29 protein-coding genes and 1 pseudogene are annotated in these 22,555 nt (G+C 53.0%); 3 read left to right on the forward strand and 27 right to left on the reverse strand.

The genetic code is table 11. The features are described 5' to 3' along the window. Positions 1-105: 105 nt before the first annotated feature. From QSJ10_RS09645 to QSJ10_RS09740, 20 genes are all read right to left on the reverse strand, one after another. Positions 106-1,584, reverse strand: a complete 1,479-nt coding sequence (locus QSJ10_RS09645; protein ID WP_049624999.1) for a spore germination protein — start codon at positions 1,582-1,584, stop codon at positions 106-108. Beyond that, the gene (gene spoVAEA / locus QSJ10_RS09650) at positions 1,532-2,143 is read right to left on the reverse strand and encodes a stage V sporulation protein SpoVABEA (protein WP_020278271.1); all 612 of its coding nucleotides are present in this window, start codon (positions 2,141-2,143) and stop codon (positions 1,532-1,534) included. The genes QSJ10_RS09645 and spoVAEA overlap by 53 nt, the downstream gene beginning before the upstream one ends. Positions 2,144-2,148: 5 nt before the next feature. After that, positions 2,149-2,499 (reverse strand): SpoVA/SpoVAEb family sporulation membrane protein, encoded by a 351-nt coding sequence (locus tag QSJ10_RS09655; protein WP_033017142.1) that lies wholly within the window; start codon positions 2,497-2,499, stop codon positions 2,149-2,151. A 39-nt stretch (positions 2,500-2,538) separates the two neighbouring features. Then, on the reverse strand, positions 2,539-3,567 hold the full coding sequence (spoVAD, locus tag QSJ10_RS09660; protein WP_033017144.1) for a stage V sporulation protein AD: 1,029 nt from the start codon (positions 3,565-3,567) through the stop codon (positions 2,539-2,541). 18 nt (positions 3,568-3,585) lie between these two features. Then, entirely contained in the window at positions 3,586-4,014 is a 429-nt protein-coding gene (locus QSJ10_RS09665) for a SpoVA/SpoVAEb family sporulation membrane protein (RefSeq protein ID WP_053532283.1), read from the reverse strand. Between the two features lie 17 nt (positions 4,015-4,031). Next, positions 4,032-4,463, reverse strand: coding sequence for a stage V sporulation protein AB (locus tag QSJ10_RS09670; RefSeq protein ID WP_033017146.1), 432 nt, complete (start codon positions 4,461-4,463; stop codon positions 4,032-4,034). Continuing rightward, on the reverse strand, positions 4,450-5,073 hold the full coding sequence (locus QSJ10_RS09675) for a stage V sporulation protein AA (RefSeq protein ID WP_033017149.1): 624 nt from the start codon (positions 5,071-5,073) through the stop codon (positions 4,450-4,452). The genes QSJ10_RS09670 and QSJ10_RS09675 overlap by 14 nt, the downstream gene beginning before the upstream one ends. A 312-nt stretch (positions 5,074-5,385) precedes the next feature. Then, positions 5,386-6,138 carry an RNA polymerase sporulation sigma factor SigF gene (gene sigF, locus QSJ10_RS09680; RefSeq protein WP_033017150.1) on the reverse strand — a complete coding sequence of 251 codons (753 nt, stop codon included), beginning with the start codon at positions 6,136-6,138 and terminating at the stop codon, positions 5,386-5,388. Between the two features lie 13 nt (positions 6,139-6,151). Beyond that, positions 6,152-6,592 (reverse strand): anti-sigma F factor, encoded by a 441-nt coding sequence (spoIIAB, locus tag QSJ10_RS09685; RefSeq protein ID WP_033017151.1) that lies wholly within the window; start codon positions 6,590-6,592, stop codon positions 6,152-6,154. Next, complete coding sequence (gene spoIIAA, locus QSJ10_RS09690; protein ID WP_011231792.1) at positions 6,593-6,943, reverse strand: anti-sigma F factor antagonist; 351 nt, start codon at positions 6,941-6,943, stop codon at positions 6,593-6,595. It lies immediately after the preceding gene. A 125-nt stretch (positions 6,944-7,068) separates the two neighbouring features. Continuing rightward, the gene (locus QSJ10_RS09695; RefSeq protein ID WP_033017168.1) at positions 7,069-8,244 is read right to left on the reverse strand and encodes a D-alanyl-D-alanine carboxypeptidase family protein; all 1,176 of its coding nucleotides are present in this window, start codon (positions 8,242-8,244) and stop codon (positions 7,069-7,071) included. 170 nt (positions 8,245-8,414) lie between these two features. Next, on the reverse strand, positions 8,415-9,716 hold the full coding sequence (locus tag QSJ10_RS09700; RefSeq protein ID WP_033017153.1) for a pyrimidine-nucleoside phosphorylase: 1,302 nt from the start codon (positions 9,714-9,716) through the stop codon (positions 8,415-8,417). A gap of 5 nt (positions 9,717-9,721) precedes the next feature. After that, positions 9,722-10,558, reverse strand: coding sequence for a purine-nucleoside phosphorylase (locus QSJ10_RS09705; RefSeq protein ID WP_033017154.1), 837 nt, complete (start codon positions 10,556-10,558; stop codon positions 9,722-9,724). Positions 10,559-10,587: 29 nt separating this feature from the next. Next, complete coding sequence (gene deoB / locus QSJ10_RS09710; protein WP_183083998.1) at positions 10,588-11,775, reverse strand: phosphopentomutase; 1,188 nt, start codon at positions 11,773-11,775, stop codon at positions 10,588-10,590. A gap of 131 nt (positions 11,776-11,906) precedes the next feature. Continuing rightward, positions 11,907-12,803 (reverse strand): site-specific tyrosine recombinase XerD, encoded by an 897-nt coding sequence (xerD, locus tag QSJ10_RS09715; protein ID WP_053532282.1) that lies wholly within the window; start codon positions 12,801-12,803, stop codon positions 11,907-11,909. Between the two features lie 6 nt (positions 12,804-12,809). Then, entirely contained in the window at positions 12,810-13,022 is a 213-nt protein-coding gene (locus tag QSJ10_RS09720; protein ID WP_033017156.1) for a YqzK family protein, read from the reverse strand. Positions 13,023-13,121: 99 nt separating this feature from the next. After that, positions 13,122-13,574 (reverse strand): ferric iron uptake transcriptional regulator, encoded by a 453-nt coding sequence (fur, locus tag QSJ10_RS09725; protein WP_033017157.1) that lies wholly within the window; start codon positions 13,572-13,574, stop codon positions 13,122-13,124. Positions 13,575-13,671: 97 nt separating this feature from the next. Next, on the reverse strand, positions 13,672-14,334 hold the full coding sequence (gene spoIIM / locus QSJ10_RS09730) for a stage II sporulation protein M (protein ID WP_033017158.1): 663 nt from the start codon (positions 14,332-14,334) through the stop codon (positions 13,672-13,674). Positions 14,335-14,553: 219 nt separating this feature from the next. After that, positions 14,554-15,744 carry an endonuclease Q family protein gene (locus QSJ10_RS09735; protein ID WP_033017159.1) on the reverse strand — a complete coding sequence of 397 codons (1,191 nt, stop codon included), beginning with the start codon at positions 15,742-15,744 and terminating at the stop codon, positions 14,554-14,556. Beyond that, complete coding sequence (locus QSJ10_RS09740; protein ID WP_033017160.1) at positions 15,734-16,297, reverse strand: NUDIX domain-containing protein; 564 nt, start codon at positions 16,295-16,297, stop codon at positions 15,734-15,736. Before QSJ10_RS09740 ends, QSJ10_RS09735 begins: the two co-directional genes overlap by 11 nt. 118 nt (positions 16,298-16,415) lie before the next feature. Here QSJ10_RS09740 and QSJ10_RS09745 point away from each other — a divergent pair, with 118 nt between their 5' ends. Continuing rightward, positions 16,416-17,336 (forward strand): aldo/keto reductase, encoded by a 921-nt coding sequence (locus QSJ10_RS09745; protein WP_033017162.1) that lies wholly within the window; start codon positions 16,416-16,418, stop codon positions 17,334-17,336. A 64-nt stretch (positions 17,337-17,400) separates the two neighbouring features. Here QSJ10_RS09745 and QSJ10_RS09750 read toward each other — a convergent pair whose 3' ends face one another. The 5 genes from QSJ10_RS09750 to QSJ10_RS09770 all read right to left on the reverse strand — a co-directional run bounded on the left by QSJ10_RS09750 (position 17,401) and on the right by QSJ10_RS09770 (position 20,129). Beyond that, positions 17,401-18,648, reverse strand: a complete 1,248-nt coding sequence (locus QSJ10_RS09750) for an RNA-guided endonuclease InsQ/TnpB family protein (protein ID WP_053532306.1) — start codon at positions 18,646-18,648, stop codon at positions 17,401-17,403. Between the two features lie 45 nt (positions 18,649-18,693). Continuing rightward, positions 18,694-19,047 carry a hypothetical protein gene (locus QSJ10_RS09755; RefSeq protein ID WP_033016484.1) on the reverse strand — a complete coding sequence of 118 codons (354 nt, stop codon included), beginning with the start codon at positions 19,045-19,047 and terminating at the stop codon, positions 18,694-18,696. 15 nt (positions 19,048-19,062) lie between these two features. Beyond that, positions 19,063-19,287 (reverse strand): DUF3886 domain-containing protein, encoded by a 225-nt coding sequence (locus QSJ10_RS09760; RefSeq protein WP_033016482.1) that lies wholly within the window; start codon positions 19,285-19,287, stop codon positions 19,063-19,065. Between the two features lie 268 nt (positions 19,288-19,555). Next, entirely contained in the window at positions 19,556-19,795 is a 240-nt protein-coding gene (locus tag QSJ10_RS09765) for a YqkC family protein (protein ID WP_033009050.1), read from the reverse strand. Further along, complete coding sequence (locus tag QSJ10_RS09770) at positions 19,785-20,129, reverse strand: iron-sulfur cluster biosynthesis family protein (protein ID WP_033016481.1); 345 nt, start codon at positions 20,127-20,129, stop codon at positions 19,785-19,787. The genes QSJ10_RS09765 and QSJ10_RS09770 overlap by 11 nt, the downstream gene beginning before the upstream one ends. 84 nt (positions 20,130-20,213) lie before the next feature. Between QSJ10_RS09770 and QSJ10_RS09775 the strand changes: the two are divergent. Both QSJ10_RS09775 and QSJ10_RS09780 read left to right on the forward strand, forming a co-directional pair. Then, a pseudogene (locus QSJ10_RS09775) lies at positions 20,214-20,432 on the forward strand (CDGSH iron-sulfur domain-containing protein). 15 nt (positions 20,433-20,447) lie between these two features. Beyond that, the gene (locus QSJ10_RS09780; protein WP_033016480.1) at positions 20,448-20,645 is read left to right on the forward strand and encodes a YqzH family protein; all 198 of its coding nucleotides are present in this window, start codon (positions 20,448-20,450) and stop codon (positions 20,643-20,645) included. Positions 20,646-20,771: 126 nt separating this feature from the next. On the opposite strand, the gene QSJ10_RS09785 is transcribed toward QSJ10_RS09780, so the two are convergent. Together QSJ10_RS09785 and QSJ10_RS09790 are read right to left on the reverse strand one after the other, a co-directional pair. After that, a complete protein-coding gene (locus QSJ10_RS09785; RefSeq protein WP_033016479.1) occupies positions 20,772-21,560 on the reverse strand; it encodes an SDR family NAD(P)-dependent oxidoreductase in 789 nt (262 codons plus the stop codon). Continuing rightward, positions 21,551-22,522, reverse strand: a complete 972-nt coding sequence (locus tag QSJ10_RS09790; RefSeq protein ID WP_033016478.1) for an MBL fold metallo-hydrolase — start codon at positions 22,520-22,522, stop codon at positions 21,551-21,553. The genes QSJ10_RS09785 and QSJ10_RS09790 overlap by 10 nt, the downstream gene beginning before the upstream one ends. Positions 22,523-22,555 lie beyond the last annotated feature (33 nt).

Raw genomic sequence — 22,555 nt, forward strand, 5'->3', positions numbered from 1 at the left:
TATAACGTATCATAATTATAAAAAAGTTTCAATAGCGCCAAAAGGGAGAAAGCGGCCGTCCATATATGCCAATGGAAACGGCCGCTTGTGCGATGACGACCTGCGTCATGTCGGTTGCTTTCGCACGTCCTGCGGATGAACGATGCTCGGACGCACTTTCGCCCCGGCCGCCGAGCGGCGGACGACAATTTGCATAAATGCCGCCGGGTCAAACGGAATGAACGGCCATAAGTACGGCGTGTTGAGGGAACGGATGCTAACGAGCCAAAGCAAATAAACCGTCGCGCCGATGACGAATCCGGGCACCTTAAACAAGAAGACGAGCACGACGAGCGCCAGGCGGGAAATTTTATTGGCCACGCTCAGCTCATAGCTCGGCGTTGCAAATGAACCGATCGCCGCGACGGAAACATACAAGATGACTTCCGACACAAACAGCCCAACGTCAATCGCGATTTGCCCGATCAAGACAGCGGCGATCAAGCCCATCGCCGTAGAGAGCGGCGTCGGCGTATGAATGGCTGCCATCCGCAAAAGCTCAATTCCAAAATCAGCGATCAAAATTTGCACGATGATCGGAATATTCGTTTGCTTGTTCGGACCGATGAACCCCCACTCTTTCGGCAGCAGTTCAGGCTCAAGGACAAACAGCACCCAAAGCGGCGGCAAAAACAACGACGTCAAAATGCCTAAAAACCGCACCCAGCGCACAAACGTCCCGACCCCTGGCGACTGCCGGTATTCCTCGGCATGCTGGACGTGGTGAAAAAATGTTGTCGGCGTGATGATGACGCTTGGCGATGTATCAACCATAATGAGCACGTGCCCTTCAAGCAGGTGCGTCGCTGCTACATCTGGCCTCTCGGTGTAACGGACGAGCGGGTACGGGTTGTATCCTTGCTTGACTAAAAACTCTTCAACTGTTTTGTCGCCCATCGTCAGTCCATCGACGTTGATTTGCTGCAACTCTTTCTTGACGAGTTCAACAAGCCCCGGGTCAGCGACGTCTTTAATATAGGCGATGCATACGTCCGTTTTTGACCGCTCGCCGACTTGCAAAATTTCAAAGCGCAGCCGCTCGTCGCGGATGCGGCGGCGGGTGAGCGCCGTGTTGACAATGATGTTCTCGACATAGCCGTCGCGGGCGCCGCGCACAACTTTTTCCGTATCCGGCTCTTGCGGCTGCCGACCCGGATAGCTGCGGACGTCGACAGCAAATCCGGTCGATTCGCCTTCAATTAAGACGATGATCAAGCCCGACAGCAGCTTGTCAACCGCTTCGTCGAGGCTCGTCACCGGACTGACTTGCTGATGAACGAGTCGATTTTCGATGATCTGCCACGCTTGGGACGCCTGGCGTTCATCATCGTTGACGTGCACAATTTGTTTTAACAATTCGATAATGTATTGCGTATCGCATAAACCGTTGCAGTAGTAAATATGTACTTCCCGGTTTAGGATATAGATTTTCCGCACGCCTAAATCAAAGCTTGTCCCGACGCCGATCCGCTGTTGCAAAAACTTCGCGTTGTCAACGAGCCGCTTCGCGATCGGCGCTTTCGGTTTCTTTTCTTTTTCCGGCATGTCCACCACTCCTTTCGAGAATCAACTCGACCGCCTTGCGCGTAATCGGCGCTCCGTATTTCGCATGGTCTCGATATCCCATTTTGCCGATGTCGCCGATGCCGACGATGAGCGGAATGTTCAGCCGGTCAAGGCAGTAGACGGTATCGCCATTGATCCGCCCGATCTCGAGGTCCCGGACGCCTTCTTTATCGACCCCATATTCGGTCATCACGCCGTCACGGTCGATGCTCACATGCACTTTTGTCCATTCATGCTGGTGCGTATTGGAGGCAACCGCCAGCGCCCCGAGCACTTGGATTTGCTCATGCGTCGCCACATAGCGAAGCGCCTGCTCTCCGGCCCCCTCCCCGAGGGCGCCGCAATCGTCAAACATGACAAACACTGGATCGTGCGGCGTTTGCAAAATGAGTTCGACCAACTGTTCACCGCTCAGTTTCGTCGGATTGCCTTGCGAGCGAGAAATGCAACGGCCGCCGATTTCGGCTGCAACCCGCTCAATCGCCCGGCAGGCGAACTCGTCCCCATCCGTTACTAAAATGACTCGTCGTTTTTCCATCATCTCTACCCTTTCGGTTTGCAAGTGAGCGCCGCGGCAAAAGAGCCAGCCACGATAAAAGCGAACAAGGCGCCGGCAAATCGGAACACCGCTGCTCCGGTTTCGACAAATCCCTCCGGCCGCGGTTCTACCATGGCCCCTTTCGCCAACCAATACCCAAATCCGCATAGCGGCATCGTCGCCCCGGCGCCAGCCCAAGCGACGAATGGATCATAGACGCCGCCAAAGCCAAGGAGTACGCCAAAGACGACAAGCGAACCGGCGACGCCAGCCGGCGTCCATTTGCCGCGGTCGATGATGAGCTGAACGATGGCGCACAGCAGCCCGCCGGCGAGAAAGGCACGGACGTATTCCATATCACATTCCCTCCTGATCGTTCCCAAATAAAAGACGTCCTACGGCGGCAAATCCGACTCCTGTCCAGCCGCTTCGATGACGACGCCGTGAGCGATCGCTGGGATCGACTGTTTTTGCTGCACCATCGTTTGACTCAAGAGCGCCCCGGTAGCGACGACAAACAGGCGTCGAAACGTTCCGCGGGCGAGCTCTTGAAGCAAATACCCGTACGTGACGACCGCCGAGCAGGCGCAGCCGCTGCCGCCGGCGAACACCTTTTGATCTGGCCGGTAAATCATCATCCCGCAATCGTTGTAAACGTCGGTCACATCGTAGCCTGATTCAGCAAGCAACTCGCGGACGATGACGCTGCCGACGCGCGACAAGTCGCCGGTGACAATCAAATCGTAATCGCCCGGCGAGACGCCTAAGTCACGGAAATGCTGCTCGATCGTATCGGCCGCCGCCGGGGCCATCGCCGCCCCCATGTCGAGTGGGTTTTTCAGCCCGGCGTCAACGACTTTGCCGATCGTCGCCGCCCGGACGCGCCAACGTCCCGGCGCGCGGCCAACGAGCGCGGCACCGGCGCCCGTGACGGTGAACGTCGCCGTTTTCGGCTTTTGCACCCCCAGTTCAGTCGGGTAGCGAAACTGCCGTTCGGCCGTCGCGTTATGACTGCTTGTCGCCGCAAGCGCCCGATCAGCCAATCCACCAGCGACAAACGCAGCGGCTGCCGCCAACGTTTGCATCGAGGTCGAACAGGCGCCGAACAAGCATAAAAACGGAATCGGCAGCTCGCGGGCGACATAGTTCGATGTCGCATTTTGGTTTAACAAATCACCGGCCAAAAATAGATCGACTTCTTCGGCAGAGACGCCCGCCTTTTGCAAGCAGCAATCCACCGCCTCCCGCATCAGCCTCCGCTCGGCCAGCTCCCACGTCGCTTCGCCGCAATATAAGTCGCGATGACAAACATCAAAATAACTTCCGAGCGGCCCGTCGGCTTCAAGCGGCCCGACTGCGGCAGCGGCCGCTTGGATGTAAACACCATCGTCAAACACCCATGTCTGCTTTCCGACACGTTTCATGGCCAATCCCTCTTTTCGTCACGGCCAAACAAGGCCAAGCACATAGGCGGCAATCAGACCATAAATGACCGCTGCCCCACCGGCTTTCAACATCTGCCCGGCCACCCCGGCCGTCCATCCTTCGCTGCGATGTTCGATGGCAGCGCTCGCGATGGCATTGGCCAGCCCTGTAATGAGCATCGTCGCCCCCGCACCGGCAAATTGGCTGAAATCATCATATTTCCCGACGGCCGTCAGCACAATCGCCAATCCGGCCATCACCATAGACGCCCACAGATGAGCCTCGAGCGGCGAAGCGGCAAACGTGACGCCATACCAATCAACGAGCCATTGCGCCAACGCACAAAGCGCCCCGCCGACAAGAAACGCTTTTACCGCATTGGCGGCGTATGGGGGAGAAGGCTGAAACGCCTTCACCTCACGGACATAATCGGACTTTAATCCCACGTTTCCTTCCTCCTTTGTCAGCGAAAGTGATCGACAAAATAAAGCCAATGAAACAACGAACCGGCCACTTTGCCAAAGGCGATGGCCATAAGTAAAATGACGATTTTATCATCGACGCCGATCCGCTTCGCTAAAATCGGCCAAACGTTCAACACCTCTGTTAAAGCGGCAGCGAGCATTCCGATAAACACACCATGAAACAATCCGATCGGCACAAGCCAATATTTGGATAAATGCCACACCGAATGGCACAGGCTCATCCAGCCGCCGACAATGGCACCCGCGACAGCACTCCACTCATAGGCGTGAATGCGCTTCGTCGTTTTCGTCAGCTGCGTCAAGCGCGGAATGACGCCAAGCACAACCAAAAAGGCGACAAACCCGGTTCCGACCGCCAGCCCTCCAGCAAAGCCGACGAACACTACCAGCAACACCTTAAGCGTCGTCAAGATGCCTCATGCTTTCTTTGTTTTCGTGCAAAATGACGTATTGATCGATCGCCTGCTGGTAGTTGAACATTTCGACTTCAAGAGGGCTGGGCTCCTCGTTGATTCGTTTGCGGAACCAATGGTTGAAAAATAAAATCATCCCGATGCCGAGCCCAAGCGAATATGGAATTTGCAAAAGCAGCGGTTTATCGACCGATTGGCCGGTCATCATCTGGTAAAGATGGCGATGCGCTTGCTGCATGCTCACATCTTCGTGGAAATTCATGATCGCCATGGCTGAACCGACGAACAAAAGAAGCCAAACGAGAAGAAAAGAAGCCATTGAAAACCGCCGTTTTTCGTACACAACTTCCACGATCGTCTGTGAGGGGCCGACCATCTGCACATCAAGCGACGGGTCGGCATCAAGCACAGCCCGAACAATGTGCATCATATCGATAATGACGATGTTCTTGTCGCTCGGCTGGATGCGGTAGAGCGGAATCGCCTTCAGCCGGCGAATCAGCCCGCCATCTCCTCCCGTCATTTGGGCCACTTCTCCGAGCGTGACGACCGCTCCCGGTTTCACTTGCACGCGATGGCGTGGCTTAATAAACACAGTGGTTGCCATCTGCTTCACACCTTTATCCCCATTTTGTTTTTCTTTAGTTTGGTTGGCAAAAACACCGATCATGCGGCCTGTCGGCGTTCACCATCGATTTCATAAAAATAGAAAAGAATGGGCAAAAAATGCCCATTCTTTTTTAGACTTTTGTTGCTTGCTCTGGAAAAAGCGTTCCAAAATGCGCTTACAGACCAAAAGACGGATGCGATTCATGGTTCACCGCCGATGAATTGACATCCGTCCATTTTGAGAACACTTTGTGCGGACAAAATGGACTATCCGTCCATTTTGTTGCCCACTCCGTGCGGACAAAATGGACTATCCGTCCATTTTGTCCTTTATGTGCTGCAATATTTTCTTTTCCAGCCGGGATACTTGCACTTGAGAGATGCCGAGCCTCGATGCCACTTCGGACTGGGTTTGGTCTTTGTAATAGCGCAAATAGACGATCAGCCTCTCACGCTCGTCGAGTTCTTCGATCGCTTTTTTTAAGGCGATTTTGTCAAACCATGACGCCTCGTCGGCGTCAGCAATTTGATCAAGCAACGTAATCGGATCGCCGTCGTTTTCGTACACCGTTTCGTGAATCGATGTCGGCAAGCGGACCGCCTCTTGAGCCAGAACAACGTCTTCTGGCGAAATGCCTAAATGGTCGGCGATTTCCGTAACCGTCGGCGCCCGCCCGCGCGTTTTCGACAGCTCATCTTTCGCCTTGCGGATTTTGTTGCCCATCTCTTTCAGCGAACGGCTCACTTTGACGGTGCCGTCGTCGCGAAGAAACCGCTGAATCTCCCCAATGATCATCGGCACGGCGTACGTCGAAAACTTGACGTCATATGACAGGTCAAACTTGTCGACCGACTTTAACAAGCCGATGCAGCCGATTTGAAACAAGTCATCCGCTTCATAGCCGCGGTTTAAAAAACGTTGAACGACCGACCAGACGAGGCGCATGTTTTTTTCAATAATTTCATCACGCGCTTCTTGATCGCCTTCTTGGCTGCGGCGGATCAGCTCTTTCATCTCCTGATCTTTGATTGGCGACTGACCTTGCTTGACATCGACATCCATAGGCATGTCTCCCTCAGTTACATAACGCTTTGCTTTTCACAATATGCTTTTTCAAATACACAGTCGTCCCTTTATTCACTTCCGATTCGACGATGACTTCGTCCATGAAGTTTTCCATAATGGTAAAGCCCATCCCTGACCGCTCGAGCTCGGGCTTTGTCGTAAACAACGGCTGGCGCGCTTCTTCGATGTCAGGAATGCCGACTCCTTCGTCTCTCACCGTCAAATGGACGACACCGTCTTCAATGATGACCGAAATGGAGACGATGCCGTTCGGATCGTTGTTGTAGCCGTGAATGATCGCGTTTGTCACCGCCTCAGAGACAACCGTTTTAATTTCCGTCAGTTCGTCCATCGTCGGGTCAAGCTGGGCGACGAACGCCGCCACAGTCACACGGGCGAACGATTCATTTTCGCTGCGGGCAGAAAATTGGAGGTGCATTTCGTTGCGCATTTACGCCACCCCCAATGCTTGCAAGGCGAATTGCTCATCCGCCTCAACGCGGATGATTTTAAACAGACCCGACATGTCAAACAGCCGTTTGACGGCCGGCGATACGGCGCATACAACCATCTGCCCGCCGACGTTTTTGATTTGCTTATAGCGTCCGAGAATGACGCCGAGGCCAGAGCTGTCCATGAACGTCAATTGTCCTAAATTGAGCACGATATGGCGGATCGCTCGGTTTTCGAGCACATCCGTCACTTGTTCACGCAATTCTTCGGCTGTATGATGGTCAAGCTCCCCAGACAGGCGAACGATGAGCACGTCTTGCTTCACTTCCAAGTCGATCGCGAGACTCACAGCGTGTTCCCCCTTGTCCATTTCAGGATATGGAGACATTTCGCTGCTGTCCGCCCGAAATCCTGCCGCCCGACAAAACTAGTGGTCGTTCGCCAAAGAGAGCGAAAAGACCGCAAAACTTGACATTATCCCACTTGCACGAAGCGGCCAAACACCCGCTTAAACAAATCCCAAAAGCTCGCTTCTTCGACCGTTTGCTTGGCGACGATCGGGCTGTGCAAAATTTCTTTTCCATCCTGTTTTAAAATGAGGACGCCAAGCTCATCGCCTTTGCGAACGGGTGCTTTCACATTGTCTTTCACTTTGATCACTTTTTCGATCTGCTCGACCGACTGTCCTTTTTTCGTCAGCACCGACACCGACTCCGACGTCACCGCTTCGACGGATGACCGTTTGCCTTTGCTTATGTTGACGCGGGCGACTGTTTCATTCCGTTTGTACACCTGGTGAGTTCGATATTGGGAAAACGCGTAATCGAGCATCTTCGTAATTTGCGCATTGCGCGATTTCGGCGTCGGTGCTCCAAACACAACAGCGATGACGCGCATGCCGTTCTTTTTCGCCGTGGCGGTCAAACAATATTTCGCTTCGGCTGTATATCCGGTTTTCAGGCCGTCAACGCCCGGATAAAATTTGACAAGCCGGTTCGTATTGACGAGCCAAAATTTTTTGTCCGTATTTTCGCGCAAATAGTCTTCGTACTTGCTCGTATATTTCGTAATATCTTCATATTTCAACAGTTCGCGCGCCATCATGGCCATATCATAAGCGCTGCTGTAGTGATGTTCCGCCGGCAGGCCGGTCGCATTGGCGAAATGGGTGTTTTTTAAGCCAAGCTGTTTCGCTTTTTTATTCATCATCTCGACAAATGCTTCTTCCGACCCGGCGATCTGCTCAGCCATAGCGACCGACGCGTCGTTGGCCGAACCGATGGCAATGCCGTGCAGCATCTCATCGACGGTCATTTCCTCGCCCGGCTCGAGGAAAATTTGCGATCCACCCATTGACGCGGCGTATTCGCTCGCCCGCACTTTTTCATCGTAGGACAGCTTTCCTTCATCGATGGCTTCCATGATCAACAGCATCGTCATAATTTTCGTCATGCTCGCCGGCGGCAATGGTTCATGGGCATTTTTTTCATACAATACTTTGCCGGTGTCGCGTTCAATCAAAATGGCTGATTTCGCCTCATCGGCCAGCTTCACTTTCGCCTCCTTCATCTCTTTCGCCTCGGCATGGGCAGAAAGAGGAAGAAAAAGAAGAAACGGCAATAAAAGAAGACGAGTGACTTTCGTTTTCATCTCCCAAACCTCCATTCTTTATACATGCCATTTTTTCCAGGCGAGATATTTTTATACAAAAAACAGCTCATTTTCCAAAAAACAAAAAAAAAAAACGCCCGAAACACGCGTTTCAGGCGTCTTCTACTTGAACAACTGCTTTTTTCCTTGCGGATCGCCAGCGTCCCTCTCTATACGATGGTCTCATAAATGAGCGGCGGCCGAGCAACCGGCTGCGGCGACAGACGAATAGCCGCCTCGATCTTTTCTTTCACGTCAAGCACATCTGGCCGGTTGCTGTGAATCGTGGCGAGCGCTTCCCCTTTCTGCACGCGATCGCCGATTTTTTTATGGAGCACAATGCCGACCGCCAAATCGATCACGTCTTCTTTTTTCGCCCGGCCGGCGCCGAGCCACATGGCGGCCGTGCCGATGTCATCGGCGGCCATCTCGGCGACATAGCCGTCGGCAGCCGCCGTGACGGTCGACGTATAGGCCGCCTTGGGCAATTTATCCAGATCGTCGACGACCGATGCATCTCCACCTTGAGCGGCCAAAAACGTTTTGAACGCCGCGATGGCGGCCCCGCTGCGAATCGCCTCTTCAAGCAAACGGCGCGCCTCATCAAGCGATGGCGCCTTCTCCGCCAAATAGACCATATGGCTGCCGAGCGTCAAACAAAGTTCGGTTAAATCGTGCGGCCCGTTTCCTTTTAACGTTTCGATGGCCTCTTTCACTTCCAAGGCGTTGCCGACGGCATAGCCGAGCGGCTGGCTCATGTCAGAAATGACCGCCATCGTCCGGCGGCCGACGCGCTTGCCAATGTCGACCATCACTCGAGCGAGCCGGCGCGCCTCGTCAAGTTTCTTCATAAACGCTCCGGCGCCCGTTTTCACATCCAAGACGATGGCATCAGCCCCAGCGGCGATTTTTTTGCTCATGATCGACGAGGCGATGAGCGGAATGCTGTTGACGGTCGCCGTCACATCGCGAAGCGCATATAGCTTTTTGTCAGCCGGTGTCAAATCGCCCGTTTGGCCGATAATGGCGATTCCGTTTTCATTCACGAGTCGAATGAACTCGTCTTTGCTGATCTCGACATGAAACCCGGGCACGGACTCGAGTTTGTCGATCGTGCCGCCCGTATGGCCGAGGCCGCGCCCAGACATTTTCGCCACCGGCACGCCGACAGAAGCGACAAGCGGCCCTAAAACGAGCGTCGTCGTATCGCCGACCCCGCCGGTCGAATGTTTATCGACTTTCACGCCGCGAATACTCGACAAATCGAGCATTTCGCCGGATTGCACCATCGCCATCGTCAGCGCGGCCGTTTCTTCCTCGGTCATGCCGCGAAAATAAATCGCCATCGCGAGCGCGCTCATTTGGTAATCGGGAATGTCCCCGTTTGTATACCCTCGGACGATCCACTCAATTTCTTCCTTCGTCAGCGCCTTTCCGTCGCGCTTTTTCGCAATCAAATCGACCATTCGCATCGCGGTCACCTTTTTCGTTTTGATTTCGCCATTTCGGCGACAATCGCTTTCACAAGCCGCAAAAAGTCCGTCTTCACCCGCTCGGCCGTTTCAACCACTTCGTCGTGGTGAAGCGGAGCATCCGACATCCCTGCAGCCATATTCGAAATGCACGAAATGCCGAGCACCTCAATGCCGCCGTGGCGGGCGACGATCACTTCCGGGACGGTCGACATGCCGACCGCATCGCCGCCGAGCGTACGAATCATGCGGATTTCCGCCGGCGTTTCGTACGACGGCCCCGTATTGGCGACATATACTCCTTCATGCACGCAAACGCCAAGTCTCGCCGCCGTTTCCTTGGCGAGCTCGCGCAGCCGCCGGCTGTACGCTTCCGTCATGTCTGGAAAGCGAGGACCAAGCTCCGGATCGTTCGGACCAATGAGCGGATTTGTGCCCAGCAAGTTGATATGGTCGGAAATGATCATGAAATCGCCGGGCTGGAACCGTTCGTTGATGCCGCCCGCAGCGTTTGTCACGATCAATTCGCGGACGCCAAGCGCCTTCATCACCCGGATGGGAAACGTCACTTCTTGAAGCGAATACCCTTCATAATAATGAAACCGCCCTTGCATGGCGACAACGGTCGCCCCCTCAAGCCGCCCATATACGAGCCGTCCAGCGTGTCCTTCAACGGTCGACACTGGAAATCCGGGAATATCTTCATACGGAATGCGAACCGCCTCTTCGATTTCATCAGCGAGCACGCCGAGCCCCGAGCCGAGAATGAGACCGATTTCAGGCGGAGTTGGCATCAATGGGCGCAAATGACCGGAGGTTTTTTCAATCGCTTGTCGATCCATTCTTTTCCCCCTCATCGTTCTTTATGAAGTTAGGCCAAATCAGCCAAAAAGCTTGTTCCGTACGGCGGCCGGTTGACTTGGAAGTTATCCGCAATCGTTGCGCCGACATCGGCAAACGTCTCGCGGACTGGGAGCGGCTTGCCGCCGCGAAATCGCGGGCTGTACACAAGAAGCGGCACATATTCGCGCGTATGGTCAGTTCCATGGTGAATCGGGTCGTTGCCATGGTCAGCGGTGATGATAAGCAAGTCGTCCGCTGTCAAGCGCGGCAACACATCGGCAAGCCGGGCGTCAAACTCTTCGAGCGCATCGCCGTAACCTTTTGGGTCGCGGCGATGGCCGTATTTAGCGTCAAAATCGACGAGATTGACGAAACTCAACCCGGTAAAGTCCATGCCGAGCGTGTCGACGAGCTTATCCATTCCGTCCATATTGGATGTCGTTCGCAACGACTGGGTAACTCCTTCATTGTCGTAAATATCGGCGATCTTCCCGATGGCAATCACTTCATAACCGGCGTCTTTCAATTCATTCATCACCGTTTTGCCAAACGGCTTAAGCGCATAGTCGTGCCGGTTGGCGGTTCGCTCAAAATGGCCGGGTTTGCCGATGAACGGTCGGGCAATGACGCGCCCGACCATATACGGCTCGTCGCGCGTCAATTCACGAGCGATTTCGCAAATGCGGTACAATTCATCAAGCGGCACAACTTGTTCATGGGCGGCGATTTGCAAGACGGAGTCGGCTGATGTATAGACGATGATCGCCCCTGTTTTCATATGCTCTTCGCCAAGCTCTTCGATGATCGCTGTTCCGCTCGCCGGTTTGTTGCCGATCACGTTCCGGCCGGTGCGCCGCTCGAGCTCAGCGATCAATTCATCTGGGAACCCGTTCGGAAAGACGCGGAACGGCTTGTCGATGCGAAGGCCCATCAGCTCCCAATGGCCTGTCATCGTATCTTTTCCAGCCGATGCTTCCTTCATTTTTGTATAGTACGCGAGCGGGCGCTCGACTTTCGGCACCCCTTTGATCTCACGAATATGGCTTAGGCCGAGCTTCGCCATGTTCGGCATATAGAGGCCGCCGCGATACTCAGCGATATGGCCGAGCGTATCCGCTCCTTTGTCGTTGTATTTCTCGGCATCCGGCGCCTCACCGATGCCGACTGAATCCATCACAATCAAAAAAACACGCTGGTATGTCGTTTTCACATTCATTCCCCCTGCCTGCAATGAAAAATGGAGTCTCTTTCTATCGTTCCCGTATTTTCGCGAAAACACGCCTATGGCCAATTGGTCAGAAGTCTGACAACTAAAACGACAGGCAAGCGCCTAGCATACGGCAGCTGCTAGGCGCGCGGGTGGTACTGTTTGTACACGTCTTTTAGGCGCGTTTTCGTAACATGCGTATACATTTGCGTCGTCGAAATGTCGGCATGCCCAAGCAACTCTTGCACAGCGCGCAAATCGGCTCCGTTCTCAAGCAGATGCGTCGCAAACGAATGCCGAAGCGTATGCGGCGTCAATTCTTTTTCGATGCCGGCTTCTTTCGCGAGCCGCTTTAAAATTTTCCAAAACCCTTGCCGTGTCAACCGCTGGCCATAATGGTTCAAAAACAGCGCCTCCGTTGCCCGTCGTCGCAGATTGACAAGCTGCGGGCGCCCTCGCTCCAAATAGTGGGCAAGCGCTTCAATCGCCATGCGCCCGATCGGCACGATCCGCTCTTTCCGCCCTTTTCCATAGCAGCGGACAAACCCCATCGTCAAATGCACGTCGCTTAAGTTGAGCTGCACAAGCTCACTGACGCGCATGCCGGTCGCATACAACAGCTCCAGCATCGCCTTGTCGCGCAACCCAAACGGTGTGCTCACTTGCGGCGCTGCAAGCAGCGCCTCGACTTCCTCGACCGACAGCACTTTCGGCAGCGTCCGTTCAAACTGCGGCGTTTCGATATGGACGGTCGGGTCTTGCGCCGCGATTTTCTCCCTTAGCAAAAACTGATGAAACGAACGGATCGACGCCAAATGGCGGGCGATCGTCCGCGCCGATTGCCCTTGTTCGCTTAAAAACTTTAAAAAATGGAGAATATGGAGGCGCTCCACTTCGCCCCACGCCTGAAGCTGCTCGACTTGACACAAATAGCGGACGTATTTTTTCAAATCGCGTTCATACGAAACGATCGTATTGTGCGCCAAATTCCGCTCCACCGTCAAATAATGCAGAAAATCTTTCAACTCGTATTCCAACGCTCTCTACTCCCCGTCGCGATAAAAAAATATCAGCCGGTCGAGCCAACTTGGCGGCGCACTCTCCGCCGCCGATACTTTGACCGCCGATCCCTTCGGCTCATCGTATCGGTGGTAATACTCGTACTCGCGGTTAAACCATACAAGACTATAATAAAATAAAATGGTGCATCCCGTAAATAAAAGAAACACTTTCACCATTTGCCAAACGGTTTTCATGGCATCCTCCCTATCAGTTGCTTGTCAGCTTGCTAGTATGAGGATATGCCATTTGTTTCGTTGTTTATACGCAAAAAACCTTTCCCGTTGGAAAAGGTTTTATTTTTCTTCATGCTTTTGCTGGCAACGGTGACAAATGCCGTGGAACGTCAAACGATGGTCTTTAATTTTAAATTTCCACTTCTCCTCAACAATCGCTTCGACATTCTCAAGCAAATCTTCTTGAATTTCCGCCACCGACCCGCATTCTAAGCAGATGAGGTGGTGATGAAAATGGGCCGCTCCTTCCTTGCGGAGGTCATAGCGCGACACCCCGTCCCCGAAATTGATTTTATCGACAATTTTCAACTCGGTGAGCAGCTCGAGCGTCCGATATACGGTCGCCAGTCCGATCTCTGGGGATTTTTCTTTCACGAGGAGGTAGACGTCTTCCGCGCTTAAATGGTCTTCTTCATGTTCAAGCAGGACTCTTACTGTCGCTTCCCGCTGTGGCGTCAGTTTATAGCCGGCTGAGTGCAGCTGCTTCTTAATTCGTTCCACACGATCTTCCATGTTTTCATTCCTCCCTCGCCATTCACCTCCCATTATAACAAATGTGCGCAGGAAGGTTCAAAGTATAATTACTATCACAAAAAAACAAAAATGATTACTACATAATAATTATTATTAAATTAGCGACCCATTTCACCACCTGTTTCATCAAGACCGGCGAAAGGTACGCTTCCACCGCCGAAGAGACAAGCAGCCCGAAGGCGGCCGCGGCCATCGCCGCGGCATAGCGCATCACCATCGGGAACACTGGCTCGTGCGGCCGTTTCATAAACTGATTGCGCACCATCCGCAAGGAAAACGATATCGACATCACGCCCATCACGATCATGAGCGGAATGACAAGCAAATTTTGCGGCATCACCGAAACAAATGACAATAAAAACCCTTTCCAGCCCATTTGATTGACTAAAAAGCCGACGGTGAAGCCGACGACAATGCCTTTTAAAAACAGTAAAACCAAAATGACCGGCAGTCCGATGACGGAAATGCCGAGCACCCACATGAGGACCATATATTTGACGTTATGCATGTAGCTTTGACGGAACATGTCGTGGGCGCTTGCCACGTTGTCTTTTGATACTTGTCCAAAAAATTGCGCCAAGTAATAATACAAATCTTGCTTTTGGCTGAAGCCGAGGCTGTTGACGACAATGGCGCCGAAAATGACGCCCATGAGAAACAGGACGATGACAAACACGTACAGCGAAGCATGTTCACGCCAATGAACAGCGATAGCCGATTTCAGCGGATGGGTTCTCATTGTGCTTCGTCCTCCTACTTTGTCTCTTAGTAGATTGTATGTCCATCCGCTTTCGGTATGACTGTTTTTCTAAAAGGCTGGTGATGGAATAAAAAAGCAGCTCAACACCGACGTGTGACCAACTCCACGGGCGGCACGCCGCCTCGGTCCATTGGCGCATGGCTGGGCCAAGCAGCACGCACGGCATGATGATGAACGGCAGGAGCGCTGCCCGAGTGGTTACCCCTCCCACACTTTCCCGTATCTCCCACCGCCCCCGGCCTCGATATGGAGCGCACCGCTGCGGGCAAGGACGATCAGTTGGGCCAACTTTTCTCCCACCGTCTCCGCGATCTCTTCCTCCGCCGCCTCATGAAGAACGCTCATTTCCGTGCCAAAACGGGCGAGCAGCTTTTCATACGCTTTTGAACCAAGGCCGGGGATGAATTCAAGCGGCACTTGATAAATGTACGGCGGCCGTTTCGGCCCGCGTTCCGCCGTTTTCAGCTCCGCAAGCCGGTCAAACACGCCTTTCACGAAGCGATGATGGCCGCATGCCGCACAGCGGTCGACGTCCGGTGCAACCGGCGCAAGGCAGCGCTCGCACACTGTCTGGTGATATTTTCCGAGTTTGGGATTTAAACCGTAGTTGGCGACAATCGCGCGCCCGTCTTCACCGCGCAGCGCTTTTTCCAATTCAGCAAACGTCGGGGCGGCGAGCCGCACTTCTTCATATTCGCGGGCGATCTTCCGCAGCGAATGGGCATCGGAATTCGTCAAGTACGGGTAGCGATGCAATTCGGCGATCTGGTCCGCCATCGCCGTGTCGGCGCTTAACCCAAGTTCAATGGCATCAATCCAATCCGGGTCAAACACTTCTGTCAGGCTGTGCTTGACCCCTTTTCCGTACAAGCTTTTAAACGGGGTGAACGCGTGCGCGGGAATGAACCAGCCGCCCTGCTCTTTCGCGGCAGCTTGCAGCTCGCGGCCGGAGGCGTAAACGCGCTGTGAACTGAGCGACATGTTCTTTACCCGTTTGCCAAGCCAGCCGGAAAACGTGCGCATCGTCTGCACAGTCGGCAAAAAAACGAGCACGTGGATCGGTCCATGGCAATGGTCGTCATATACTTCGATTTCACTGCCTAACAAAAGCGTCACTTTCCCAGCGCTGACGCCGCCCCCCTCATGTTCGCGCCAACCGTGCTTCTCCATTGCCCGCTCGAGCTCGTCCAGCACTTCGGGCACATGGCTGTCAATGACGCCGACGAGGTCGATCCCTTTCACCTCAGCCGCTTCATGCAAGATGTTCTCAAGCGTCAACGTCCGCGCCCCAGTAATTTTCACCGGGCGGCCCGAGGCGGTGCGGCCGATGTGAATATGTAAATCAGCATAATAACAGCCGAGGCCGCGCTCGTTTTTTTTATTCGGCATTTTGCTCCCCTAGCGCGCGGCGCAGCTGCAAATATTGCAAGGCGTATGCCGTTTTCGCATCGTAAATGTCGCGTTGTTGAAGCATCTCAAGCGCCTCCTCCAATGTCACTTCCAACAGCTCGACAAACTCATCTTCATCCAAACCGGCGCTGTCCTCCGCTTTTTCCAGCCCCTCGGCGACATACAAATGGATGAGTTCATCGGCAAACCCTGGGGATGTATAAAAGGAAATGAGATGGCGCATCGAATGGGCGCGGTAGCCGGTTTCTTCTTCGAGCTCGCGGTGTGCGGAAGCGAGCGGCTCTTCCCCATGTTCTAGCTTGCCCGCCGGAATCTCGACTAATGCGCGCTCCAGCGCTTTTCGGTACTGGCGGACAAGAACGATTTTCCCGTCCGGCAACAGCGGCAGCACCGCCACCGCCCCCGGATGTTTGATCACCTCGCGCCGGCTCGTTTTCCCATTTGGCAGCTCGACTTCCTCGATATACAAGTCAATGATGCGGCCGCTGAACAATTTCTCTTTGTGGACGGTTTTTTCATACAACTTCTCCATTCTTCTTCTCCCCTATCGATTGATGGACTCTTTTCCATTGTACTACATGTTTGGCCATTTTTTCGCTTTCGTTGTACAATGAACATATCATCATCGATCGCGAAAGGGGGCGCAAAAGATGAACAAACGCCGCATCGGCACATCAGACTTATACGTCAGCGAAATTGGACTCGGCTGCATGTCGCTCGGCACTGATGAAAACCATGCCATCTATCTCATCCATGAAGCATTGGAGCGCGGCATCAACTACTTGGATACAGCCGATTTATACGACCGCGGCTTAAACGAGGAATTTGTCGGCAAAGCGGTGAAAGGAAAACGCGACCAAGTCATCATCGCGACAAAAGTCGGCAACCGTTGGCGCCGAGACGGAAGCGGCTGGGACTGGGATCCGTCAAAAGCCTATATCAAACAAGCGGTCAAAGAGAGCCTGCGCCGCCTGCAAACGGACTACATTGACTTATACCAGCTCCACGGCGGCACGATCGACGACCCGATCGATGAGACGATTGAAGCGTTCGAAGAGCTGAAGCAAGAAGGCGTCATCCGTTGGTACGGCATCTCCTCGATCCGCCCAAACGTCATTCGCGAATATGTGAAGCGCTCGAACATCGTCAGCGTCATGATGCAATACAGCTTGCTTGACCGGCGGCCGGAAGAATGGTTCCCGCTTCTTCGCGAACATCACATCAGCGTGATCGCCCGCGGTCCGGTCGCTAGAGGCTTGCTCACGAGCCGCTCGCTTGAACAAGCGAGCAGCGCGGTGAAAGAACACGGATACCTCGATTATTCCTACAAAGAACTGCAGGCGCTCATCCCGAAGCTGAAGGAAAAAACGGCCGGGCGCCGTTCATTGACCGCGACCGCGCTGCAATTTTGCCTGTATGACCCGGTCGTTGCCGCCGTCATTCCGGGCGCAAGCCGGCTTCGGCAGCTTGAAGAAAACATCGCCGCCGCTTCCGCCCCGCCGCTTGATGCCGACGAATACGAATGGCTGAAACAAACGACAAAACGCTCGGTGTACGACGTGCATCGGTGAACTACCCCCACTTAATTTTCTAGCGAAAATTTGAAGTGGGGGCTTCCAAAGAAGTTTGACTGCTTCAAGCAATCCTTATTCTTTGAGGCGTGTCCACTTCGCCGCTAGAGCATAAGACACTCAGGTCTACAGCTTTACTTTTCTTTAAGATGTTTAATGCGCCATTGACATCAGCATTAATTAGTTTGCCAGACTTTGTTCGATACAAGCCGCGCTTAATACGTTTGCCGCTGAACTTATATTCTTTTGGATTGTCGGCATTATATTCAGGAATCTCATCGCCGTCAAAAAAGCTGGCTTGAGACGTATAGGATTCTTCCTGTTTCAAGAATTCAATGCCGTAAAATTCACAAAGATATTCTAGTTTTTCTTTTATGTTACCGAGAGGAATATTGACAAAGTTTTGATTTGTCTTTTTTCCTAGATTAATATTGCGTTGCCATGTTTCCGCATAGCCAATGACAAGTTTGCCAATTTGATTTTCAATACAGTAGTTAATGATGTAACGGCAAGTCTTGTTGATATAATCATTCACTTTATTATTGCGATTCATAGCAAGCAAAGCCTGTTTACGAGTGGTGCCTTTGATTTTTTGCTTATCTTTTATGCTTTGAAGTCTGGCATTTTCTTTGTTAAACCATTGATTTATACTTTTTAATCTCCGCCCATCAATGATGAATGATCTGCCGTCTGATGTGACACAAGTGGCAACATTGTTTAATCCTAAATCAATTGCCAGTGCTTTTTGGTCATTTAATTCTCTTTGATCTTCAGGCATTTCATATTTGTACTGAATCTCAAAGAACCTGGCATGATGCTTAGGAATGATTTCAATCTGCTTAATCTTTTTGTCCAGTAACACAGGCGGAATCGTTATCGTGATAGGCTTGTGAGTCTTTTTAAATAGGCGAGAATACGGTATCGTGAATTTGTTGCCGTCTATACGAATCTGGCCAATGATCAGTGAATGAAAGCCATCTTTTTTAAGATATTTTGGAATACTGATAGCCTTGTGGTCATATTTTCCTTGTTTGGCAAGACTGATCAAACCAAAGAAAGATTTAAAGGCTTCATTGACCTTTTTTAAAATTTGCTGTGCCATGTTGCTGTTTAACAGCTTATAGTTTTCGTTAGTTTTTGCAAGATGATAGTTTTTCTCATAATTAAGAAATTCCTTGTGTTTAAAATAGTATTGTCTGACATTGTACAATCCGACGTTGTACATGTTCTTGGCAATATGGCACAGTTCTCGAAGAGTCAAGTATTCTTCTTTGGTCAAACCATTTAGCTGTTGTTTGATACAAAAATACATTTCTTCACCTCCCATCTAACTATATTATACTATATTTTACTGAATCTATCCTATTTTCAGCAAAATATAGTTAAGGCGATTCATCTCCCACTTACTCCGCTTCGCTTCGTTAAAGTGGGAGTCTTCTCGCCTAATTAAGATAAAAACCAAAGGAGCGGAAAGAAAGCCGACATGCCTTGCTGAAAAATAGATCGAGCCAAAAAATGCAAACAAATCGAGAGCCCGGCGGCCGTTGACGGCCGCATACGGGCTCTCGTTCGGTACGTGCGGCCGCTCATTTGTGACGAGCGGGCCGACCGTCGTAAGCGGCGCGCGCAAATTGACGGCCAACGCGACGACTGCTCCGGCCGTCCAGAATGGAAAAGAAGAGGGGCGCGTCGCTGCCGCATTCGATTTCATCGTCCATCCCCTCCGCTACTTAAATTTCCGCCAGTCTAGCTCGCTTTCCTCAAGCAGCTCGGCAAACGATTTCTGTTCCTCACGGCGGCGCGCTTCCTCTGCCGCTCGCCTCCGCGCTTCTTCCTCGGCAAGTGCGCGCTTTTTCTCAAGCAGCTTCGCTTCCACCGCGGCGCCAAGCCGGTCGGCGATCGTCAAAGCCTCCGTCCCTTGCTCTTTTTTTCGCCCGATTTTCTTCATCATGTCCGCCCCCTTGCATAACAATCGTTCATTTGTCAAACGATACAACTACACGACAAAGAAAAGGAGAGATGATGGATGGCGAAAAACCGCGCCCAAAAAGGGAAACCGTCCGCTGATACGGTCAAGCCGGTGATCGCAAAAGAAGAATTGGAAAAAGCAATCCACCCGACCAAGCGGCAAAACAGTCCTCAATAACCGCAACATGGACGATGCAGCTTTTATCAAAAGGGGCGCCCTGCAGCCCAAACCGGCTTTCAGGGCGTCCCCTTTACAACACTTCGGTGATGTGCGGCATATGCTCACCAAGCCAAGCAATGGCCGCCTCCAGCGTCGGAAACTCTTTCGTTTCAAACGTCATTTCGTTTTGCAGCAGCCAGACGTCTTTCGCCTCATGATACGGGCCGGCGACCGACCAATGAAGCAAGCTGTACGGATCGTTTTCATGGGTGAACGACACCCATGTTTTTTGCTTCGCCGTCTTTGCGAGCTGCTCTAACTTACCGTTCATCGCCGGATTTCACCTCAACAAGCGGCATATGACCATTCAACGTTTGCCCTAGGCTTTTGAGCTGAAAAACGGTTGTTCCCGGCTTGACGTCAATCGTCATCGCTTCATCAAAAAAGATAAGGCGCGACCGTTCCACGAGCACCGGCACGAAATTCGTCTCGACGGCCAAATCATCGTCATCGGCCTTGTCGACAAGCCATAGCACCGGAACGCCGTCGACCAAACAGCCGCAGCCGTCCGTGTCAAACGCCAGCTTTAACTGCCGCTCGGATTGCGCTACAATAGAGGCAAGCGCTCGCTTGGCTGCATCCGTAAACGTGATCGATACACTCATGCTTGACTCCTTTTTCCTTATTGATTTTCTTTTTCATTTTACCTACCAACACGCGAAACTGTCAAAGCAAAGAAGGAACAAGCGATGGCAAACGTGCAAATCAAAGTGAATGACAACGGTTCGCTGCGCGTCACCGGCGATGTGGAACTGCTCGATGGAGAAGGAAAGCCGTTTGTGACGAAATAAACGTTTTCGCTCTGCCGTTGTGGGCTGTCGAACAATAAACCGTTTTGCGACGGTTCACATAAAGGCCGATTCCAATCGGTCGTCCGCGCCCCTTTGCCGGAAACGGATAAACAATAAGGCGGTGAGAAGCCGATGGACGAACGATGGCTGCAAAAACAAGTGCGCAACTGCCTGCGGCATTATGGCTATGATGATGACATGATGCCGCTTGGCGAAGACGACTGGCGCGAGCTTTGCGCCCGCATTGCCGCCGCCAAAGAGAGGCAGCCAAACGCGGACATGTATGAACTTGTCCATGACGCCGTCTACCGGTTCATCACCAGCGCTTGACCCGGCTCGTGTCAAACGAACACGGGGTTGGCCCCAAAGGCCATCTTTCTTCAAGAAGAGGAAAGGCGTTTCGCGCGTCTAGACGATGATCAGAAAGGGTGCCCCTTATATTTGGGACACCCTCGCTTACTTTTGGAAAAACGCCCCTTTCGCCACCTTTTCCACCAAACTCGGCGCAAGGCGATACAGCCGGCTGCCGAGATCCATCCAACGCGGCATGTTCACTTCGCGCGTCGGCGTCATCATCACGTCGACCACACGCTTCGCCACCGCCTCCGGGCGCAGCATCCAACGCGACACGTTGCGCACATACTCTCCCGATTCATCAGCGGTTGAAAAAAAGTTCGTCTCCACCGGCCCCGGATTGACGGCCGTGACAAAAATGCCAAAGCGCCCCGCCTCGAGGCGAAGGCTGTCAGTAAAGCCGATGACGGCATGTTTCGTCGCGGAATAGACGCTCGACTTCGGCGTCGCGATTTTGCCGGCTTGCGACGCAATGTTGATAATATGACCGCTTCCTCTCTCTTTCATATGCGAATACACCGCCTTCGTACAGGCGATGAGGCCGAAGACGTTGACGGCAAACATCCTCTCCATTTCATCCAAGTCGATGTCCTCGACATAGCGAAAGACACCAAACCCGGCGTTGTTGACCAACACATCGATCGCGCCAAGATCCGCAATGAGCTGGGAAACAACCGCCTCGATCATGCCGCGGTCGCTGACATCAAGCGATGCATACGGGGCGCGAATACCGGTTTGCGCTTCGATCCGCGCGCTCGCTTCTTTCAGCCTTTCTTCACTGCGCGCCAAGAGCACCGGCACCGCCCCTTGGCGCGCCGCTTCATAGGCGATTTGCTCGCCAATTCCTCCCGACGCTCCGGTAATGACGACATGGCGCCCCTTCAGCCGCACACCGACACCCCCGCCGCTTCGTAGACGTATCGGCCGGCTTCCTGCTTTTTCGTCACATACCCGTTCGCCTCGAGATAATCAAGCTGGCCGATCGTCTCTGACATCGTCAGCATGAGCTGGCGTTCGTAAGCGGTCGGGAACAGCTTTTGACAAACGTCAAACACCGTATGCGGGCGTTCTTTCACCATTTCGAGCACCCGCTCGGCGCGCTGGCGCTGCTTACCCAGCCGCTCTCGAACGAGCGCCGGAATATCGGTCGCATCGTCGCCATGGCCGTTTAGCGAGCGAACGATATCGTATTGCAGCATTTTTTGCAGCGACTCGTTGTACTGCAACAACGGTTTCGGCCGTCCCGTCTCCCCTTCCGCCGGCGGCTCCATCATTGGATTCGGGGAAATATGAACAAGCAAATGATCGCCGCCGATCAGCAATCCGTCCGCCTCGCGGTAGAGGGCGATATGGCTTTGCGCATGCCCCGGCGTTTCGATGACCTGCCACCCGGGCATCCCCGGCACCGCGTCCCCTTCCGTCACCATGATGTCAAGCCCGCGCCGGCTTGCGTAGCGAAGCGATCCGCCTTCTTTGGACAGCTGACTGAACAAACGGCGGTCGACGCCGCATTCCGTAAAAAATTCCTGAAAAAATTGGACGTACCGCTCCATAAACGAACGTTCGCGGCGCAAAAACGGATCCGCTTTCGGATGACCGATGATCGGCGCATGCGGAACATAATCAAGCAAGCCGACATGATCCGGATGATGGTGAGTAATGACGATTTGTTCAATATCCTCTGGCGCATAACCGACCTCGCCAAGCTGCTTCACAAACAGCTGCCATGCTTCCTCTGTTTTCACTCCGGCATCGACCAGCGTCAACCGATCGCCGGCGATCACGTACATATGCACATCGCCGACCGGAAACGGCGTCGGCACTGTGATCCGATACACTCGTTCCTCGTTCATTGCATTCCCTTCTTTCCTCAAGTTCATGAACCA

The sequence above is a fragment of the Geobacillus stearothermophilus ATCC 12980 genome, from assembly GCF_030369615.1.
Taxonomy (GTDB): domain Bacteria; phylum Bacillota; class Bacilli; order Bacillales; family Anoxybacillaceae; genus Geobacillus; species Geobacillus stearothermophilus.

What these genes read in the sequence shown, in the direction of transcription:
- QSJ10_RS09645 (WP_049624999.1), bottom strand. Translation starts at nt 1,584, where the DNA reads ATGCCGGAAAAAGAAAAGAAACCGAAAGCGCCGATCGCGAAGCGGCTC.
- spoVAEA (WP_020278271.1), bottom strand. Translation starts at nt 2,143, where the DNA reads ATGGAAAAACGACGAGTCATTTTAGTAACGGATGGGGACGAGTTCGCC.
- QSJ10_RS09655 (WP_033017142.1), bottom strand. Translation starts at nt 2,499, where the DNA reads ATGGAATACGTCCGTGCCTTTCTCGCCGGCGGGCTGCTGTGCGCCATC.
- spoVAD (WP_033017144.1), bottom strand. Translation starts at nt 3,567, where the DNA reads ATGAAACGTGTCGGAAAGCAGACATGGGTGTTTGACGATGGTGTTTAC.
- QSJ10_RS09675 (WP_033017149.1), bottom strand. Translation starts at nt 5,073, where the DNA reads ATGGCAACCACTGTGTTTATTAAGCCACGCCATCGCGTGCAAGTGAAA.
- sigF (WP_033017150.1), bottom strand. Translation starts at nt 6,138, where the DNA reads ATGGATGTCGATGTCAAGCAAGGTCAGTCGCCAATCAAAGATCAGGAG.
- spoIIAB (WP_033017151.1), bottom strand. Translation starts at nt 6,592, where the DNA reads ATGCGCAACGAAATGCACCTCCAATTTTCTGCCCGCAGCGAAAATGAA.
- QSJ10_RS09695 (WP_033017168.1), bottom strand. Translation starts at nt 8,244, where the DNA reads ATGAAAACGAAAGTCACTCGTCTTCTTTTATTGCCGTTTCTTCTTTTT.
- QSJ10_RS09700 (WP_033017153.1), bottom strand. Translation starts at nt 9,716, where the DNA reads ATGCGAATGGTCGATTTGATTGCGAAAAAGCGCGACGGAAAGGCGCTG.
- QSJ10_RS09705 (WP_033017154.1), bottom strand. Translation starts at nt 10,558, where the DNA reads ATGGATCGACAAGCGATTGAAAAAACCTCCGGTCATTTGCGCCCATTG.
- deoB (WP_183083998.1), bottom strand. Translation starts at nt 11,775, where the DNA reads ATGAATGTGAAAACGACATACCAGCGTGTTTTTTTGATTGTGATGGAT.
- QSJ10_RS09720 (WP_033017156.1), bottom strand. Translation starts at nt 13,022, where the DNA reads ATGAAAACCGTTTGGCAAATGGTGAAAGTGTTTCTTTTATTTACGGGA.
- fur (WP_033017157.1), bottom strand. Translation starts at nt 13,574, where the DNA reads ATGGAAGATCGTGTGGAACGAATTAAGAAGCAGCTGCACTCAGCCGGC.
- spoIIM (WP_033017158.1), bottom strand. Translation starts at nt 14,334, where the DNA reads ATGAGAACCCATCCGCTGAAATCGGCTATCGCTGTTCATTGGCGTGAA.
- QSJ10_RS09735 (WP_033017159.1), bottom strand. Translation starts at nt 15,744, where the DNA reads ATGCCGAATAAAAAAAACGAGCGCGGCCTCGGCTGTTATTATGCTGAT.
- QSJ10_RS09740 (WP_033017160.1), bottom strand. Translation starts at nt 16,297, where the DNA reads ATGGAGAAGTTGTATGAAAAAACCGTCCACAAAGAGAAATTGTTCAGC.
- QSJ10_RS09745 (WP_033017162.1), top strand. Translation starts at nt 16,416, where the DNA reads ATGAACAAACGCCGCATCGGCACATCAGACTTATACGTCAGCGAAATT.
- QSJ10_RS09750 (WP_053532306.1), bottom strand. Translation starts at nt 18,648, where the DNA reads ATGTATTTTTGTATCAAACAACAGCTAAATGGTTTGACCAAAGAAGAA.
- QSJ10_RS09755 (WP_033016484.1), bottom strand. Translation starts at nt 19,047, where the DNA reads ATGAAATCGAATGCGGCAGCGACGCGCCCCTCTTCTTTTCCATTCTGG.
- QSJ10_RS09760 (WP_033016482.1), bottom strand. Translation starts at nt 19,287, where the DNA reads ATGATGAAGAAAATCGGGCGAAAAAAAGAGCAAGGGACGGAGGCTTTG.
- QSJ10_RS09765 (WP_033009050.1), bottom strand. Translation starts at nt 19,795, where the DNA reads ATGAACGGTAAGTTAGAGCAGCTCGCAAAGACGGCGAAGCAAAAAACA.
- QSJ10_RS09770 (WP_033016481.1), bottom strand. Translation starts at nt 20,129, where the DNA reads ATGAGTGTATCGATCACGTTTACGGATGCAGCCAAGCGAGCGCTTGCC.
- QSJ10_RS09780 (WP_033016480.1), top strand. Translation starts at nt 20,448, where the DNA reads ATGGACGAACGATGGCTGCAAAAACAAGTGCGCAACTGCCTGCGGCAT.
- QSJ10_RS09790 (WP_033016478.1), bottom strand. Translation starts at nt 22,522, where the DNA reads ATGAACGAGGAACGAGTGTATCGGATCACAGTGCCGACGCCGTTTCCG.